This is a genomic window from Gordonia sp. SMJS1, from assembly GCF_029866425.1.
In the GTDB taxonomy this organism is placed as follows: Bacteria; Actinomycetota; Actinomycetes; order Mycobacteriales; family Mycobacteriaceae; genus Gordonia; species Gordonia hongkongensis.
The window spans coordinates 4,097,694-4,112,560 of record NZ_CP123381.1 but is presented as its reverse complement, the minus strand read 5'-3'; the positions used below and the strand labels follow the sequence as shown (position 1 = coordinate 4,112,560).

The 14,867-nt window shown below is 68.0% G+C and carries 12 protein-coding genes and 1 pseudogene; 9 read left to right on the top strand and 4 right to left on the bottom strand.

Features of this window, described 5'->3' with window-relative positions; translation table 11 throughout:
* Positions 1 to 31: 31 nt before the first annotated feature.
* Together QAD21_RS18655 and QAD21_RS18650 are read left to right on the top strand one after the other, a co-directional pair.
* Positions 32 to 1,204 carry an acyl-CoA dehydrogenase family protein gene (locus QAD21_RS18655; protein ID WP_205333707.1) on the top strand — a complete coding sequence of 391 codons (1,173 nt, stop codon included), beginning with the start codon at positions 32 to 34 and terminating at the stop codon, positions 1,202 to 1,204.
* A gap of 8 nt (positions 1,205 to 1,212) precedes the next feature.
* Positions 1,213 to 1,866 carry a TetR/AcrR family transcriptional regulator gene (locus tag QAD21_RS18650; protein ID WP_205333708.1) on the top strand — a complete coding sequence of 218 codons (654 nt, stop codon included), beginning with the start codon at positions 1,213 to 1,215 and terminating at the stop codon, positions 1,864 to 1,866.
* Here QAD21_RS18650 and QAD21_RS18645 read toward each other — a convergent pair.
* From QAD21_RS18645 to QAD21_RS18635, 3 genes and pseudogenes are all read right to left on the bottom strand, one after another.
* Positions 1,863 to 2,501 (bottom strand): Pr6Pr family membrane protein, encoded by a 639-nt coding sequence (locus tag QAD21_RS18645; protein ID WP_205333709.1) that lies wholly within the window; start codon positions 2,499 to 2,501, stop codon positions 1,863 to 1,865. The two genes, QAD21_RS18650 and QAD21_RS18645, sit on opposite strands and share 4 nt — an antisense overlap.
* 109 nt (positions 2,502 to 2,610) lie before the next feature.
* Positions 2,611 to 3,728, bottom strand: a pseudogene (locus tag QAD21_RS18640) (NDMA-dependent alcohol dehydrogenase).
* A 39-nt stretch (positions 3,729 to 3,767) separates the two neighbouring features.
* Entirely contained in the window at positions 3,768 to 5,270 is a 1,503-nt protein-coding gene (locus QAD21_RS18635; protein WP_065629673.1) for an aldehyde dehydrogenase family protein, read from the bottom strand.
* Between the two features lie 209 nt (positions 5,271 to 5,479).
* Here QAD21_RS18635 and QAD21_RS18630 point away from each other — a divergent pair, with 209 nt between their 5' ends.
* Complete coding sequence (locus QAD21_RS18630; RefSeq protein ID WP_247450024.1) at positions 5,480 to 6,598, top strand: HPP family protein; 1,119 nt, start codon at positions 5,480 to 5,482, stop codon at positions 6,596 to 6,598.
* An 8-nt stretch (positions 6,599 to 6,606) separates the two neighbouring features.
* On the opposite strand, the gene QAD21_RS18625 is transcribed toward QAD21_RS18630, so the two are convergent.
* Entirely contained in the window at positions 6,607 to 8,004 is a 1,398-nt protein-coding gene (locus tag QAD21_RS18625) for a helix-turn-helix domain-containing protein (protein WP_280361793.1), read from the bottom strand.
* A gap of 328 nt (positions 8,005 to 8,332) precedes the next feature.
* Here QAD21_RS18625 and QAD21_RS18620 point away from each other — a divergent pair, with 328 nt between their 5' ends.
* From QAD21_RS18620 to tuf, 6 genes are all read left to right on the top strand, one after another.
* Positions 8,333 to 9,208 (top strand): exodeoxyribonuclease III, encoded by an 876-nt coding sequence (locus tag QAD21_RS18620; RefSeq protein WP_280361791.1) that lies wholly within the window; start codon positions 8,333 to 8,335, stop codon positions 9,206 to 9,208.
* Positions 9,205 to 9,978: a hypothetical protein gene (locus QAD21_RS18615; protein ID WP_280359971.1), complete on the top strand. Its 774-nt coding sequence runs from the start codon at positions 9,205 to 9,207 to the stop codon at positions 9,976 to 9,978. The genes QAD21_RS18620 and QAD21_RS18615 overlap by 4 nt, the downstream gene beginning before the upstream one ends.
* 449 nt (positions 9,979 to 10,427) lie before the next feature.
* A complete protein-coding gene (gene rpsL, locus QAD21_RS18610; protein ID WP_004020596.1) occupies positions 10,428 to 10,799 on the top strand; it encodes a 30S ribosomal protein S12 in 372 nt (123 codons plus the stop codon).
* A gap of 6 nt (positions 10,800 to 10,805) precedes the next feature.
* On the top strand, positions 10,806 to 11,276 hold the full coding sequence (gene rpsG, locus QAD21_RS18605) for a 30S ribosomal protein S7 (RefSeq protein WP_004020595.1): 471 nt from the start codon (positions 10,806 to 10,808) through the stop codon (positions 11,274 to 11,276).
* Between the two features lie 89 nt (positions 11,277 to 11,365).
* Positions 11,366 to 13,471: an elongation factor G gene (gene fusA / locus QAD21_RS18600; protein WP_065629671.1), complete on the top strand. Its 2,106-nt coding sequence runs from the start codon at positions 11,366 to 11,368 to the stop codon at positions 13,469 to 13,471.
* Positions 13,472 to 13,576: 105 nt separating this feature from the next.
* On the top strand, positions 13,577 to 14,767 hold the full coding sequence (gene tuf / locus QAD21_RS18595) for an elongation factor Tu (RefSeq protein WP_004020593.1): 1,191 nt from the start codon (positions 13,577 to 13,579) through the stop codon (positions 14,765 to 14,767).
* Positions 14,768 to 14,867: the final 100 nt, after the last annotated feature.

The window sequence follows — 14,867 nt, the reverse complement described above, 5'->3', positions numbered from 1 at the left end:
CACATCGAAGACCGAGACAGGGAGCATCGACATGACCGTGGACACCAATCCGTTCGTGGAGACCACCGAACGCGCCGAGCTGCGCGCGGCGGTCGCCGGACTCGCCGCGAAGTACGGACAGGAGTACTTCCGTGAGTGCGCGCGCACCGGCCGCAAGACCGACGAGTTGTGGGCCGAGGCGGGCAAGCTCGGCTTCATCGGGGTCAATCTCCCCGAGGAGTACGGCGGCGGCGGTGCCGGTATGTACGAGCTCGCCATCGTGATGGAGGAGATCGCCGCATCGGGCACCGGACTGCTGATGCTCGTCGTCTCACCGGCCATCTGCGGCAACGTCATCGCGCGTTTCGGCACCGACGAGCAGAAGCAGCGGTGGCTGCCGGGTCTCGCCGACGGGTCGATCACGATGGCGTTCGGTATCACCGAACCCGATGCCGGCTCCAATTCCCACCAGATCACCACCACGGCCCGTCGGGACGGCTCGGACTGGTTGCTCACCGGCCAGAAGGTCTACATCTCCGGCGTCGACCAGGCGCAGGCCGTGTTGATCGTCGCCCGCACCGAAGACGCGAAGACCGGCAACCTCAAGCCCGCGCTCTTCATCGTCCCCACCGACTCCGAGAACTTCTCGTACACGATGATCGACATGGAACTGCAGAACCCAGAGAAGCAGTTCCAGCTCTTCCTCGACGATGTGCGATTGCCCGCCGACGTGCTCGTCGGCTCCGAGGACGCTGCCCTGAGTCAACTGTTCGCCGGGCTCAATCCGGAACGCATCATGGCCGCGGCGTCGGCCGTCGGGATGGGCCGGTTCGCGCTCGACAAGGCGGTGTCGTACGTGAAGGAGCGCACGGTGTGGAAGACGCCGATCGGTGCGCACCAGGCGATCGCGCACCCGCTCGCCCAGGGCAAGGTCGAGCTCGAGATGGCCAAGCTGATGATGCAGAAGGCCGCGACCCTCTACGACGCCGGCGACGACTGGGGCGCCGCGGAGCCGGCCAACATGGCGAAGTACGCGGCCGCCGAGGCCTGTGTGAAGGTCGTCGACCAGGCCGTGCACTCCCTGGGCGGCAACGGTCTGACCACCGAGTACGGACTGGCGCCGATGCTGAGCCTCGCCCGGATCGCCCGCATCGCCCCGGTGAGCCGGGAGATGATCCTCAACTTCGTCGCGCAGACCAGCCTCGGGCTGCCGAAGTCCTACTGAGGCTCGCGGTGACCACGTCGTCGGCGAACACCCGCTCCCCGCAACAGGAACGCTCGCGGTTGACCCGCGAGCGCCTGTTGCGGTCCACGGTCGACGCGCTGGCCGCGGACGGCTGGGCCGCCGCGACCGTGGCCGCGGTCGCCGAACGTGCCGGCGTGTCCCGCGGTGCGGCGCAACATCACTTCCCGACGCGCGAAGCCCTCATCACCGCGGCACTCGAGCAGGTCTTCGAGGACATGACCCGCGCTGCCGTCGGGGATCCGCACGCATCGCCGGAGGCGGCCGACGAAGTGACCCCGGACCGGGTCATCCGTGCCGTCCAGCGGGCCGTCGACGTCTATACCGGCACCGAATTCAAGGCAGCACTCCAGGTCTGGGCCGCCGCCGCGTCCGACCCGGCACTGCGGCGGCTCATCCTGCCACTCGAGGCCAAGTTCGCCCGCGCGGCCCATCAGCGGACGATGGCCGCGATGGGGGTGGCCCCGGACGACGAGACCGGTTGCCGACTGGTGCAGGCAACTCTGGACATGGCGCGCGGACTCGGCCTGGCGGACACGCTGTCCGATGACTCCGCCCGGCGTGCGCTGGTCGTCGACACCTGGTCGGCGCAGCTCGTCGCGGCGTTCGGGAGCGAGCCCGCGGACCCGCCGGGCGCGGACTAACCGCGTTCGGCGGCGGGGTGTCCGGGCCCCGGCGCATCGGGTCGCCGACCGCGGGTGCCGACCCAGTAGACGCCGAACGACATGAAGGCCATGCCGACGAACACGACGACGAGCGAGATCGTCATCGACAGATGACCCTGTCCACGCGGATCGATGAACGGGTAGGGATACCAGTCCGCGAGCGGCCCGCGGATCAACGTGTAGACGCCGTACACGAGCGGGATGGTCAGCCAGGACAGCCACGCCCGTTCGGGGAGTCGCCGGGCACGCACCACGATCCAGTCCACGAGCATCACCAGCGGGATGACGCGATGCAGCACGTCGTTCACCCAGGCGTAGGTGACGTCGACGTCGATGCCCTGCAGCAGTAAGGCGTAGACGATCCCGGTGATGACCATGCAGGTGGTCGCCGCCCCACGGCACCACTCCCATGCCGGGGTTGCCGGGGCCAGCAGTCCGCCGACGAGCAGGACGAGCGCGGCGAAGATGTTGCTCAGCACCGTGAAGTAGCTGAAGAAGTTCGCGAGCGTGAAGCCCGCGTCGCCGTAGCGCAGCACCGCCTGATACACGAGCGCGGTGACGCCCAGGGCGGCAAAGGCGATGCGGAGCAGTCGTATCCACCAGGTCGCGGTCACACCGACGATTCAAGCACTTCTGTCCCTCGTCGGGCCCGGCATCGTCGCCGCGACGTGGGTGGCCGGTTCGCCCGAGGGAGACGGCACCTCGGGCGAACCGACCGGGTATTCACTCCGCGTGGATGATGACCCCGCGGATGTTCTTGCCGTCCCGCAGATCCTGGTACCCCTCGTTGACCTGGTCGAGGGTGTAGGTCTGCGTGACCAGTTCGTCGAGCTTGAGCTGCCCCGCGTCGTACAGGCGCAGCAGTTTGACGATGTCGTACTGCGGATTGGCCGAGCCGAACAGACTGCCCTTGATGGTTTTCTGGTTCAGGGTCAGATCGGTTCCGGAGACCTGCACGGTCAGCTTCGTCGGATCGGCAAGACCGGTGATGACGACCGTCCCGCCCTTGCCCACGACGGCGGTCGCGTTGGCCACGACCTCCGCGTCGACCGTGCCGACGAGGATGAGGGCCTGGTCGGCACCCTGCCCCCAGGTCAGTTCGTTGACCTTCTCCGCGGCCTCGGCGGCGTCGGCGAAGGCATGTGTTGCACCGAATTTGAGCGCCGTGTCGCGCTTGAGCGCGACCGGGTCGACCACCACGACGTATTTGGCCCCGGCCGACACCGCGCCCTGCACCGCGTTGATGCCCAGGCCGCCGATGCCGTAGATCACCACGGTGTCGCCGGCACGTACGCCGCCCGCGTACACCGAGGTGCCCAGCCCGAGGGCACGCCGCAACCGACGAGCACTGCCTTGTCGAGCGGCAACCACTCGTCGACCTTGACGACCGAGTGCTGCGAGATCGTCGCGCGTTCGGCGAACGTGCCGAGCATGCACATGGCTCCGAAATCGTCACCGCCACCGTGGAATCGGAATGTGCCATCGGGCATCGATCCCTCGAGGATGGTGGCGCCCATGTCGCAGAGGTTCTGCCGGCCGGTGGAGCAGTAGCGGCAGGTGCCGCAGTTCGGGATGAAGCTGCAGACCACGTGGTCGCCGGGCTTGACCTTGGTGACGCCCGGGCCGACCGCCTCGATGATCCCCGAACCCTCGTGGCCGCCCACGATGGGATAGCGGGGCGGGAGGTCGCCGTCGGTCAGGTGAAGGTCGGAGTGGCACAGGCCGGCCGCGGTGTACTTGATCAGCACCTCGCCTTCGCGGGGCTCGTCGAGGTCGAGTTCGACGATCTCGAACGGCTTTCCGGGTCCGGTGAGGACGGCGGCCTTGGTGGTGAGAGACATGAAATCGTGCTCCTTGGGTGTACTCGAGGGCGGATGGGGTCAGAGCGAGATGTTGACGGCCTTGGTCTGGGTGTAGAGCTCGATGGCCGACGAGCCGAGTTCGCGTCCCCAGCCCGACTGCTTGTAACCGCCGAACGGCATCGCGGTGTCGAAGCCGTTGTACTGGTTCACCCAGACCGAACCGGCCTTGATCTGTCGGGCCGTCCGGTGCGCCTTGGACAGATCCGTGGTCCAGATGCCTGCTGCGAGACCGTAGATGGAGTCGTTGGCCGCGGCCGCGACCCCGGTGTCGGCATCGAAGGGCATGGCGGCGACGACGGGACCGAAGATCTCCTCCTGCACGATCGAGAAACTCGGATCGACGTCGACGAAGACGGTCGGTTCGATGAAGAATCCCTCGTCGCCCCAACGCTTTCCACCCGTCAGTGCCCGTGCGCCGTCGGCGAGGCCCGCCGCCAGGTATCCCGAGACGCGATCGAACTGCTCTTGGCTGACCAGCGGTCCGAGTTCGGTCGACGGGTCGAGGCCGGGTCCGATCTTGGCCTGCGAGGCCGCCTCCGCGACGGCCGCGGTGAAGTCGTCGAAGATCGGCCGCTCGACGAAGAGACGTGTTCCGGCGACACAGCACTGTCCGTGGTTGAACATCCAGGCCGCGACCGACCCGGCGACCGCCTTCTCGAAGTCGGCGTCGGCGAAGACGATGTTGGGGCTCTTGCCGCCGAGTTCCAGCGACACCTTCTTGAGGTTGCCCTTCGCGGCGTCGACGATCTTCTTGCCGACCTCCGTCGAGCCGGTGAACGCGATCTTGTCGACGTCGTCGTGCGCGGCGAGCGCCGCGCCGGCCTCGCCGTAACCGGTGACGATGTTGACCACGCCCGGTGGGAAGCCGGCCTCTTGGAACACCTCGCCGAGGAGCAGGGCCGTCAGCGGGGTCTGTTCGGCCGGCTTGAGGATGACGGTGTTGCCGGCCGCCAATGCGGGGGCCAGCTTGAACGCGGCCATCAGGAGCGGGAAGTTCCACGGCACGATCAGGCCGCAGACTCCGACCGGCTCGCGCAGGGTGTACGCGTGGAACTCGCCGCCGGGCACGAACGGCATCGAGACGTCGACCGTCGACCCGGTGATCTTGGTGGCGAGGCCCGCGTTGTAGCGGAAGATGTCGGCCGACCAGTTGGTGTCGACCGCGGCGGCGATGGTGGCCGCCTTGCCGTTGTCGAGCGCCTCCAGCTGGCCGAACTCCTCGGCGCGTTCGGTGAGGATGTCGCCGACCCGCCACAGCAGGCGTTCGCGTTCATTCGGCTTCATCCGGGTCCACGGGCCGTCGTCGAAGGCCTGGCGCGCGGCGCGGACCGCGCGATCGATGTCGGCCGCGTCGCCGTGGGCGACCGAGGTGAGCGGACGCGCCGTCGCGGGATCGATGGTCTCGAAGGTGCGGCCCGAGGCCGACCACACCCACTCGCCGCCGATCAGCATCGGACGGTCGGCGGAAATGAAATCGCGAACGCGCTCATGCAGGGCGGTGTCGGGAACGACGGCGGTCATGGGGCCTCCTGGTCGGCGTGGTGCCGGCGGTGATGTGGTCGGTGGAGTGATCTCGGTCATATTCGACCTGACTTATTTCTCTCACCGTTCCGACGTGTCGCCGTGTCCAGAAACTGAACACCTGGGCTGTACAGGGGTCGCGGCGACCGGCCGTCACCGCGTGGCTACCGTGAGACGCCGGACAAGTCAGGGACCTTCGGAGGAGCAGAGTGAACGTGCGCCCAGCGGGCAGGGTCGGCGCCGCCCTGCGTGGCCTCGGCCCGGTGACCGGGGGTATCTCGATCCGTGAGGCCCTCCGGGCGGGAGCAGGGGCCGGGGTGGCGCTCGGACTCGTCGGTCTGGTGCTCGCCGCGTCGGGGGTCGACCTGCGGCTCGGACTCTTCCTGATCGCGCCGTTCGGGGCGACCGCCGTGCTCGTCTTCGCCGCGCCGAACAGTCCGTTGGCGCAGCCGTGGCCCGCGACCGTCGGCAACGCGGTGTCGGCAGTCGTGGGGGTGGCGACCACCCTCACCATCGGCCAGCCCGCGCTCCGGGTGGCGCTCGCAGTCGGTCTGTCCGTGGCCCTGATGATCGGGTGCCACGCGGTCCATCCGCCTGCCGGCGCGGTGGCGATGACAGCCGCGCTCAGTCCGGAGACGATCCAGTCGCTGGGGTTCCGGTTCGTCCTCGCACCCGTCCTCGCGGGCACACTCCTGCTGGTGGTCCTCGCCGCCGGGTACGCCCGGTTGACCGGACGGCGTTATCCGTATCGCCGGTTCGACGCGGCGCCCCCGCCGGCGGCGCGGCTGGGTCTGGACGAGGACGAACTGACCGGCATCCTCGACCGGTACGAGCAGTCGCTCAACCTCGGTGTCGCCGACCTCGCGCGACTGATCGGGGCCGCCGAACTGCAGGCTGCCGGTCATCGCGCGGGCCCGCTCGCCGCGACGGACGTGATGTCCCGAGACCTGGTGACCGTGAACCCCGAGACGCCGCTGCGAGACGTCGCCGTCCTCTTCGACGAGTACGGCTTCACCTCGCTGCCGGTGACCGCAAACGACGGCATGTTCGTCGGTGTGGTGTTCCAGATCCATCTCGTGCGGCGGTTGATGCGCTCGAACGACGTCGAGTTGTGCGCCGCGGACGTGATGTCGGCGGAACCGGCCGTCGCGACCCCGGGCACGCCGGTCGGGGCGCTGTTGCCGCTGCTCGCCGAGAGCGGATGCGACGCGGTCCCGGTGTTGGAGGGGCACACCCTGGTCGGCATCGTGACCCGGACCGACCTCATCGCGGCGCTCGCACGGCAGACGCTGCGGGACCCGGTGCCCCGCACCGCGGTGCCGGAGTAACCGCGCGCTCAGATGTCCAGTGCGCGCATCCGCGAGTACAGCGTCGTCCGGCTGATGCCGAGATCCCTTGCGGCATGCACCTTGTTGCCGCGGGCGCGGTCCAGCGCCTCGACGATCGCGGTGCGCTCGGCCTGTTCCCGGCCGGACAGGTGCGCGGCCCGGCTGGTCGTCCGATAGGCGGGTGGCAGGTCGGCGGGTTCGACGACCCGCGCGGCGCGCGCTCGGCACGCCAGGGCGGCCTGCCGGAGCACCGAGTTGAGCTCGGTGAGGTTCCCGGGCCAGTCGTCGCACAGCAGGGCGTCCGTCGCCAGTCCGGACAGCGTGAGCTCCGGGTCGATGTCGGTCAGTGCGCTGCTCGCGATCGACGCCAGCTCCGAGGTCCGATGACGTAGTGGAGCGAGATCGACCCGTGTGGCGCACCGGGCGAGGAGTGCGGCGACTCCCGGACTCGCCTGGTCGCGCGGCCCGCCGACGACGATCAGCGGCGACTCCGGCGAGCTCGACACCGCCACGCGCCCGAGTAGGGCGACCGACTGCGCGTCGAGGAGATCGACGCCGTCGATCACCAGGGTCGTGCTCATCGACCGGGCGCGTCCGACGAACGCGGGGATGTCGGGGCGACGACCGCTGATGATCTCGTCGGCGACATCGACGATCACCGGTGGCGAATCGGCTTCGGCGGCGAGCGCAGCGGCGTGGGTGCTGCGTCCGGTCCCCGGTTCGCCGGTGATCGCGACGCTGGTGCGGGACGGGGCGGTCGGTGGCGCGGACCGCCTCGGCGGCGGCTCGCTGACCGGCCGGAAGCGGAACAGCGCCGCGCCGCAGGCGCCCGGCACGGGTTCGACGGCGACCTCGACCTCGGCGCCCGACACCAGGGTCAGCGGCAGCACCGTCGCGCGCAGTGCGGGATCGGTCGCGACGATCCGCATCGCGCCGATGTCGGTGGGGGAGAGCAGTTCGGCGGCAAGGGCATTCGTGAGCTGGAGGTCGTCGCCGATGGCCGCGACGGCGAGGTCGCGACGCGGTGCGGCGCGCTGGAACGCGTCGAGGACGCGTCGCTGGTGCGCTCGCGACCGGTCCAGCAGGCGGTCGGCGATGTCGGCGACGATCCCGTTGACAACCGGGATCGCCAAGGGGTTGATGCGATCGGCGATCTCGGACATGCAGATGATCCCGGCCAGCCTGCGGGTCGCGGGATGGATGATCGGCTGTCCGAAGCAACTGATCGACTTGAACTGGTCCAGGTAGTGCTCGGAGCTGTTCACGACGATCCCGCCCCGGGTCTCCGCCGGGGTACCGAGGGCCGTCGTCCCGACGACGTCCTCGCCGAACGGCACGCCCGGCGAGGCGCCGATCGCGTCGAGACGGCGCTCCACGGTCGTGCCGAACGCCACCCGCGTCACCATCCGGCACTCGTGGTCGACGAGCAGCAGCGAGACATCGGTGTCGGCGAGTCGGGCGGCGGCGTCATCGAGGACCGGGCGGGCGGCGTCGAGCAGCGGGTCGGCGGCAGCGATGTCCTGGACCTGCGTCGGCGTCGGGTCCTCGGGGCGGACCCCGGACAGCTCAGACCGACGCCACGACGACTCGATGACGGGCCGTCGGGGCGACGAATCGGAGGTGCGGTGCAACGTGTCGATACCCACCAACGTGACACACGTCACCGTGGAACGAAAGGCCGGGTCGGCGATCGGCGGTGGCCGGGCCCCGATGGCGGGGTACTACCGTGGTCGCATGCGCGTGGCGACCTGGAACGTGAACTCCGTGAAGCAGCGCATCCCGCGCCTGTTGCCCTGGCTCGACGAGCGCCGACCCGACGTGGTGTGCCTGCAGGAGACCAAACTCTCCGACGCGGCGTTCGACGAGTCACTCGGCGCCGATCTCGCCGACCGCGGATACGAGGTCGCGCACGCCGGACAGGGGCAGTGGAACGGGGTGGCGCTGTTGTCGCGGGTCGGACTCGACGACGTCCGGATCGGATTCGACGGCATGCCCGGATACCCCGACCCGTCGACTCTCGAGGCACGGGCGGTGTCGGCGGTGTGCGGCGGACTCCGCATCCACTCACTGTATGTGCCCAACGGCCGGACCCCGGACTCGGACCACTACACCTACAAACTCGAGTGGCTCGCGGCGCTGGCCCGTGCCGTGGAGGACCCGACCACGACACTCCTGTGCGGCGACATGAACATCGCGCCGGCCGACGCCGACCTGTTCGACCCCGCCGCGTATGTGGGACACACCCACGTCACCCCGGCGGAACGGGCCGCGCTGGCCACCTTCGAATCGATGGGCCTGCGCGACGTCGTCCGGGACCGGTGGCCGGGCGAGCGTGTGTTCAGCTACTGGGACTACCGCGCCGGCATGTTCCACAAAGACCTCGGGATGCGCATCGACCTGATCCTCGCCGGAGCGTCCGCTGCCGATCGCGTCGCGGCCGCCTGGATCGACCGGAAAGCACGCAAGGGCAGCAAGCCGAGTGACCACGCGCCGGTCATCGTCGACCTGGACGAGGCTCCCGATGGCGACATCGGACCGGTGGTCCCGCCGCCGTCGAATCCGGCGAAGCCCGGTGCGACGAAGGTGAAACTGCCGCAGACGCCGGAATGATGCCCCGCCCGGCGTCCGCGACGCGCCTGCGCCGTCCGGTCATCGCGGCCGCCCGGGCCTATGGGCGCCTGCTCGGCACGGTGCTCTCCGTCGCCCGCCGGCTCGGGGCGGGACGACTCGGCGACGCCCCGGCGGCCACGGCGGGTGTGCTCCTCGCGGTGCACCTGGTGCCGGTGACGATCTGGCTCGGCCCGCTCGGGTTCGTCGTCGTGCTGGGCGCGGGCCTCGTCACGTCGAGCGTCATCCGCCGTCGCGTGCGTCATCGTGGGTTGACCCCGGCCGAGCGAAGCGTGGCCGTGGCGGTCTTCGGGGACGCGGGGTGGCTCGATGACGTCGTCCTCACCGATCTCGCCGGTCGGGGCGGGCGCGCATTCACGGTGCCCGCGGTCGACGGCCGCATCCTCTGCAATCTCGGGTCGCACCTCGACGCGACCCTGGGGCAGGGGACCAGGGCATACCCGGTGCCGGGCCAGCTGCTCATCCACGAATTGGTCCACGCCTGGCAGATCGCCGCTGCCCGTTCGCCTGCCGGGTTCCTCGCCGGTGCGCTGGCCGACCAGGCCCGGTACGAACTGGGCGAGGACGTGTACGGCGTGCGCGATGCCGGTGAGAACCACCACATGCCGCGCCGGGGCGAGGTGGAACGGCAGGCGACGATCGTCGACCGGTGGTTCGGCGGCCAGTCCTCGCCGACGCGTCGACCGCGCGACCCCGAGAGCCCGTCCGCACCCGTGATCGAGCAGCTCAGGCGACCCGTGCAGCGCGGGTGACGGAATGGTCGCACCGCCGACTCGCGCCCTCGACGCAAGCGGTTTCACGGTGTAGAAGTGGGAGGGTCACGCCGAGCACGAGCGTGGCCTGGAGCCGATCGCGTACGACCCGTTCACCTGCCGGTTGCGTGCAGGATCCGTTTTTTGACCTGTGTAAACCCGATCGTAGAGTGGATCGTCGGTGCCCGGCCCATGCTGGGCCAGTCCGCATGCCTGCCCTACGGCTCTCGAGCCGCCGAGCATCTCGGGGTACGGCCGGCAGAGGGGCTGACAGGCGAATCCGCTGTCGAGTGTATGACACGCCCGACCTCGGGGTAGCGAAAATGTACTGACCAGCACATACGTGCTGGTGGGGCGAGTTGTGGAAGCCGCGAAAACAGGCCTGCGAGCCACTTCGTGCTTGCCCGGAGCACCAACCACAACCGATGACAAAGAGGAACGAACACCTAGTGCCAACCATCAATCAGCTGGTCCGCAAGGGCCGTCACGACAAGGCTGCCAAGACCAAGACCGCGGCCCTCAAGGGAAGCCCGCAGCGTCGTGGCGTGTGCACCCGCGTCTACACCACCACCCCCAAGAAGCCGAACTCGGCGCTGCGCAAGGTCGCCCGTGTGCGCCTGACCAGCTCGGTCGAGGTCACCGCCTACATCCCCGGCGAAGGCCACAACCTGCAGGAGCACTCGATGGTGCTCGTCCGCGGCGGTCGTGTGAAGGACCTCCCGGGTGTGCGCTACAAGATCATCCGCGGCTCGCTCGACACCCAGGGTGTCAAGGACCGCAAGCAGGCTCGCAGCCGCTACGGCGCCAAGAAGGGGAACTGATAAGTCATGCCACGTAAAGGACCCGCTCCCAAGCGCCCCCTCATCAACGATCCCGTCTACGGTTCGCCGCTGGTCACCCAGCTGGTCAACAAGATCCTGCTGGACGGCAAGAAGTCGACCGCCGAGCGCATCGTCTACGGCGCCCTCGAGCAGGCTCGCGACAAGACCGGCACCGATCCGGTCGTCACCCTCAAGCGCGCTCTCGACAACGTGAAGCCCACCCTCGAGGTGAAGAGCCGCCGCGTCGGTGGTGCCACCTACCAGGTGCCGATCGAGGTCAAGCCGAACCGCGCCAACACCCTCGCGCTCCGCTGGCTCGTCAGCTTCAGCCGCCAGCGTCGTGAGAAGACCATGGTCGAGCGTCTCGCCAACGAGTTGCTGGACGCGTCCAACGGTCTCGGTGCTTCGGTGAAGCGCCGCGAGGACACCCACAAGATGGCCGAGGCCAACCGGGCGTTCGCGCACTACCGCTGGTGACACCAACCGTCCGCGGCGTCGGGGAACACGACGCCGCGGACGGTTCCACCTCAGACCCAACACCTCTAGCGAAAATGCGAGGCGATTAAGTGGCACAGGAAGTGCTCAGCGACCTGAACAAGGTTCGCAACATCGGCATCATGGCCCACATCGATGCCGGCAAGACCACCGCCACCGAGCGAATCCTCTTCTACACCGGTGTGAACTACAAGATCGGTGAAACCCACGACGGTGCCTCGACCACCGACTGGATGGAGCAGGAGAAGGAGCGGGGGATCACCATCACCTCCGCGGCGGTGACGTGTTTCTGGAACAAGAACCAGATCAACATCATCGACACCCCCGGCCACGTCGACTTCACCGTCGAGGTGGAGCGCAGCCTCCGCGTGCTCGACGGCGCGGTCGCCGTGTTCGACGGCAAGGAAGGCGTCGAGCCGCAGTCCGAGCAGGTCTGGCGTCAGGCGGAGAAGTACGACGTCCCGCGTATCTGCTTCGTCAACAAGATGGACAAGCTCGGTGCGGACTTCTTCTTCACCGTGCGCACCATCGAGGAGCGCCTCGGCGCCAAGCCGCTGGTCCTGCAGCTGCCGATCGGCGCCGAGGACAACTTCGACGGCGTCGTCGACCTCATCGAGCAGAAGGCGATCACCTGGCGCGGAACCGTCGAGATCGGCGCTGCGCCGACCATCGAGGAGATCCCCGCCGATCTGGTCGACCAGGCTGCGGAGTACCGCGAGAAGCTCCTCGAGACGGTCGCCGAGACCGACGAGGCACTGCTCGAGAAGTACTTCGGCGGCGAAGAGCTGACCACCGAGGAGATCAAGGGCGCGATCCGCAAGCTCACGATCGCCCGTGAGTTCTACCCGGTGATCTGTGGCTCGGCGTTCAAGAACAAGGGCGTGCAGCCCATGCTCGACGCGATCATCGACTACCTGCCGTCCCCGCTGGACGTGCCGTCGGTCGAGGGTCACGCCGTGGGCGACGAGGAGGAGATCCTCTCGCGCAAGCCGTCCGCGGACGAGCCGTTCTCGGCTCTCGCGTTCAAGATCGCGGCTCACCCGTTCTTCGGCAAGCTCACCTTCGTGCGCGTGTACTCCGGCAAGATCAACGCCGGCACCCAGGTGCTCAACGCGACCAAGGGCAAGAAGGAGCGCGTCGGCAAGCTCTTCCAGATGCATGCCAACAAGGAGAACCCGGTCGAGGACGCCACCGCGGGCCACATCTACGCGATGATCGGTCTCAAGGACACCACCACCGGTGACACCCTGTGCGATTCGGCGTCGCCGATCGTGCTCGAGTCCATGAGCTTCCCGGACCCGGTCATCAACGTCTCGATCGAGCCGAAGACCAAGTCCGACCAGGAGAAGCTGGGCACCGCGATCCAGAAGCTCGCCGAAGAGGACCCGACCTTCTCGGTCCAGCTCGACGAGGAGACCGGCCAGACCGTCATCGGCGGTATGGGCGAGCTCCACCTCGACATCCTCGTCGACCGCATGAAGCGCGAGTTCAAGGTCGAGGCCAACGTCGGCAAGCCGCAGGTGGCCTACCGCGAGACCATCCGCAAGACGGTCGAGAAGCACGAGTTCACCCACAAGAAGCAGACCGGTGGATCGGGCCAGTTCGCAAAGGTCATCATCAAGCTCGAGCCCCTGGTGGACGCCGAGGACGGTGCGACCTACGAGTTCGCCAACGCCGTCACCGGTGGCCGCGTCCCGCGCGAGTACATCCCGTCGGTGGACGCCGGTGCCCAGGACGCCATGCAGTACGGTGTCCTCGCCGGATACCCGCTGGTGAACCTGAAGGTCACCCTGCTCGACGGTCAGTACCACGACGTCGACTCCTCGGAGATGGCGTTCAAGATCGCCGGCTCGCAGGCCCTGAAGGAAGCTGCGCGGATGGCCGGTCCGGTCATCCTCGAGCCCCTGATGGCCGTCGAGGTCACGACTCCCGAGGACTACATGGGTGACGTGATCGGCGACCTGAACTCCCGCCGTGGCCAGATCCAGGCCATGGAGGAGCGCAGTGGTGCGCGTGTCGTGAAGGCACAGGTGCCGCTGTCGGAGATGTTCGGCTACATCGGAGACCTCCGGTCGAAGACCCAGGGCCGGGCAAACTACTCCATGGTGTTCGATTCGTACGCGGAGGTTCCCGCGAACGTGTCGAAGGAAATCATCGCGAAGGCCACCGGCGAGTAAATCCGGTCCTAGCGACATGCGCCGACCAGTTCTGCGCACCAACGTAAGAAGAAAACCCCTGCTGGGATCCGCCCAGTAGAGCAACAAGTCCAGGAGGACAATCAAGTGGCGAAGGCGAAGTTCGAGCGGACCAAGCCGCACGTGAACATCGGCACCATCGGTCACGTCGACCACGGCAAGACCACGCTGACCGCGGCCATCACCAAGGTGCTGCACGACAAGTACCCGGACCTCAACAAGAGCTTCGCGTTCGATCAGATCGACAAGGCTCCCGAGGAAAAAGCTCGCGGTATCACGATCAACATCTCGCACGTCGAGTACGAGACCGAGAAGCGTCACTACGCCCACGTCGACGCCCCCGGTCACGCCGACTACATCAAGAACATGATCACCGGTGCTGCCCAGATGGACGGCGCGATCCTCGTGGTCGCCGCCACCGACGGCCCGATGCCGCAGACCCGCGAGCACGTGCTGCTGGCCCGCCAGGTCGGTGTGCCCTACATCCTGGTCGCCCTGAACAAGGCCGACATGGTCGACGACGACGAGATCATCGAGCTCGTCGAGATGGAGGTCCGCGAACTGCTGGCCGCCCAGGAGTTCGACGAGGAAGCCCCGGTCGTCAAGGTCTCGGCTCTCAAGGCCCTCGAGGGTGACCCCGAGTGGACCAAGTCGGTCGAAGAGCTCATGGCTGCCGTCGACGAGTCGATCCCGGACCCGGTCCGCGAGACCGAGAAGCCGTTCCTCATGCCCGTCGAGGACGTCTTCACCATCACCGGCCGCGGCACCGTGGTCACCGGTCGTGTGGAGCGCGGCGAGGTCAACGTGAACGAGGAAGTCGAGATCGTCGGCATCCGCGAGAAGAGCACCAAGACCACCGTCACCGGTATCGAGATGTTCCACAAGCTCCTCGATTCGGCACAGGCAGGCGACAACGCCGGTCTGCTGCTCCGCGGCCTCAAGCGTGAGGACGTCGAGCGCGGTCAGGTCATCGTGAAGCCGGGCACCACGACCCCGCACACCGAGTTCGAGGGCCAGGCGTACATCCTGTCCAAGGACGAGGGCGGCCGTCACACCCCGTTCTTCAACAACTACCGTCCGCAGTTCTACTTCCGTACCACGGACGTGACCGGCGTCGTGACCCTCCCCGAGGGCACCGAGATGGTCATGCCGGGCGACAACACCGAGATGAGCGTCAAGCTCATCCAGCCGGTCGCCATGGACGAGGGCCTGCGTTTCGCCATCCGCGAGGGTGGCCGCACCGTCGGTGCGGGTCGAGTCACCAAGATCACCAAGTGATCTCGTTCTGACTCACTGACTCTCTGAGTCGAAGGCGCCCGGTCACGAAAGTGGCCGGGCGCCTTTGTCATGCCCGGTCACCATGTGGCCGGGCACTTTT

Bases quoted from the DNA above. Each gene is read 5' to 3' on its own strand.
- QAD21_RS18620 (WP_280361791.1), top strand. From the start codon at position 8,333: ATGCGCGTGGCGACCTGGAACGTGAACTCCGTGAAGCAGCGCATCCCG.
- QAD21_RS18615 (WP_280359971.1), top strand. From the start codon at position 9,205: ATGATGCCCCGCCCGGCGTCCGCGACGCGCCTGCGCCGTCCGGTCATC.
- QAD21_RS18625 (WP_280361793.1), bottom strand. From the start codon at position 8,004: ATGGTGACGCGGGTGGCGTTCGGCACGACCGTGGAGCGCCGTCTCGAC.
- rpsG (WP_004020595.1), top strand. From the start codon at position 10,806: ATGCCACGTAAAGGACCCGCTCCCAAGCGCCCCCTCATCAACGATCCC.
- QAD21_RS18635 (WP_065629673.1), bottom strand. From the start codon at position 5,270: ATGACCGCCGTCGTTCCCGACACCGCCCTGCATGAGCGCGTTCGCGAT.
- QAD21_RS18655 (WP_205333707.1), top strand. From the start codon at position 32: ATGACCGTGGACACCAATCCGTTCGTGGAGACCACCGAACGCGCCGAG.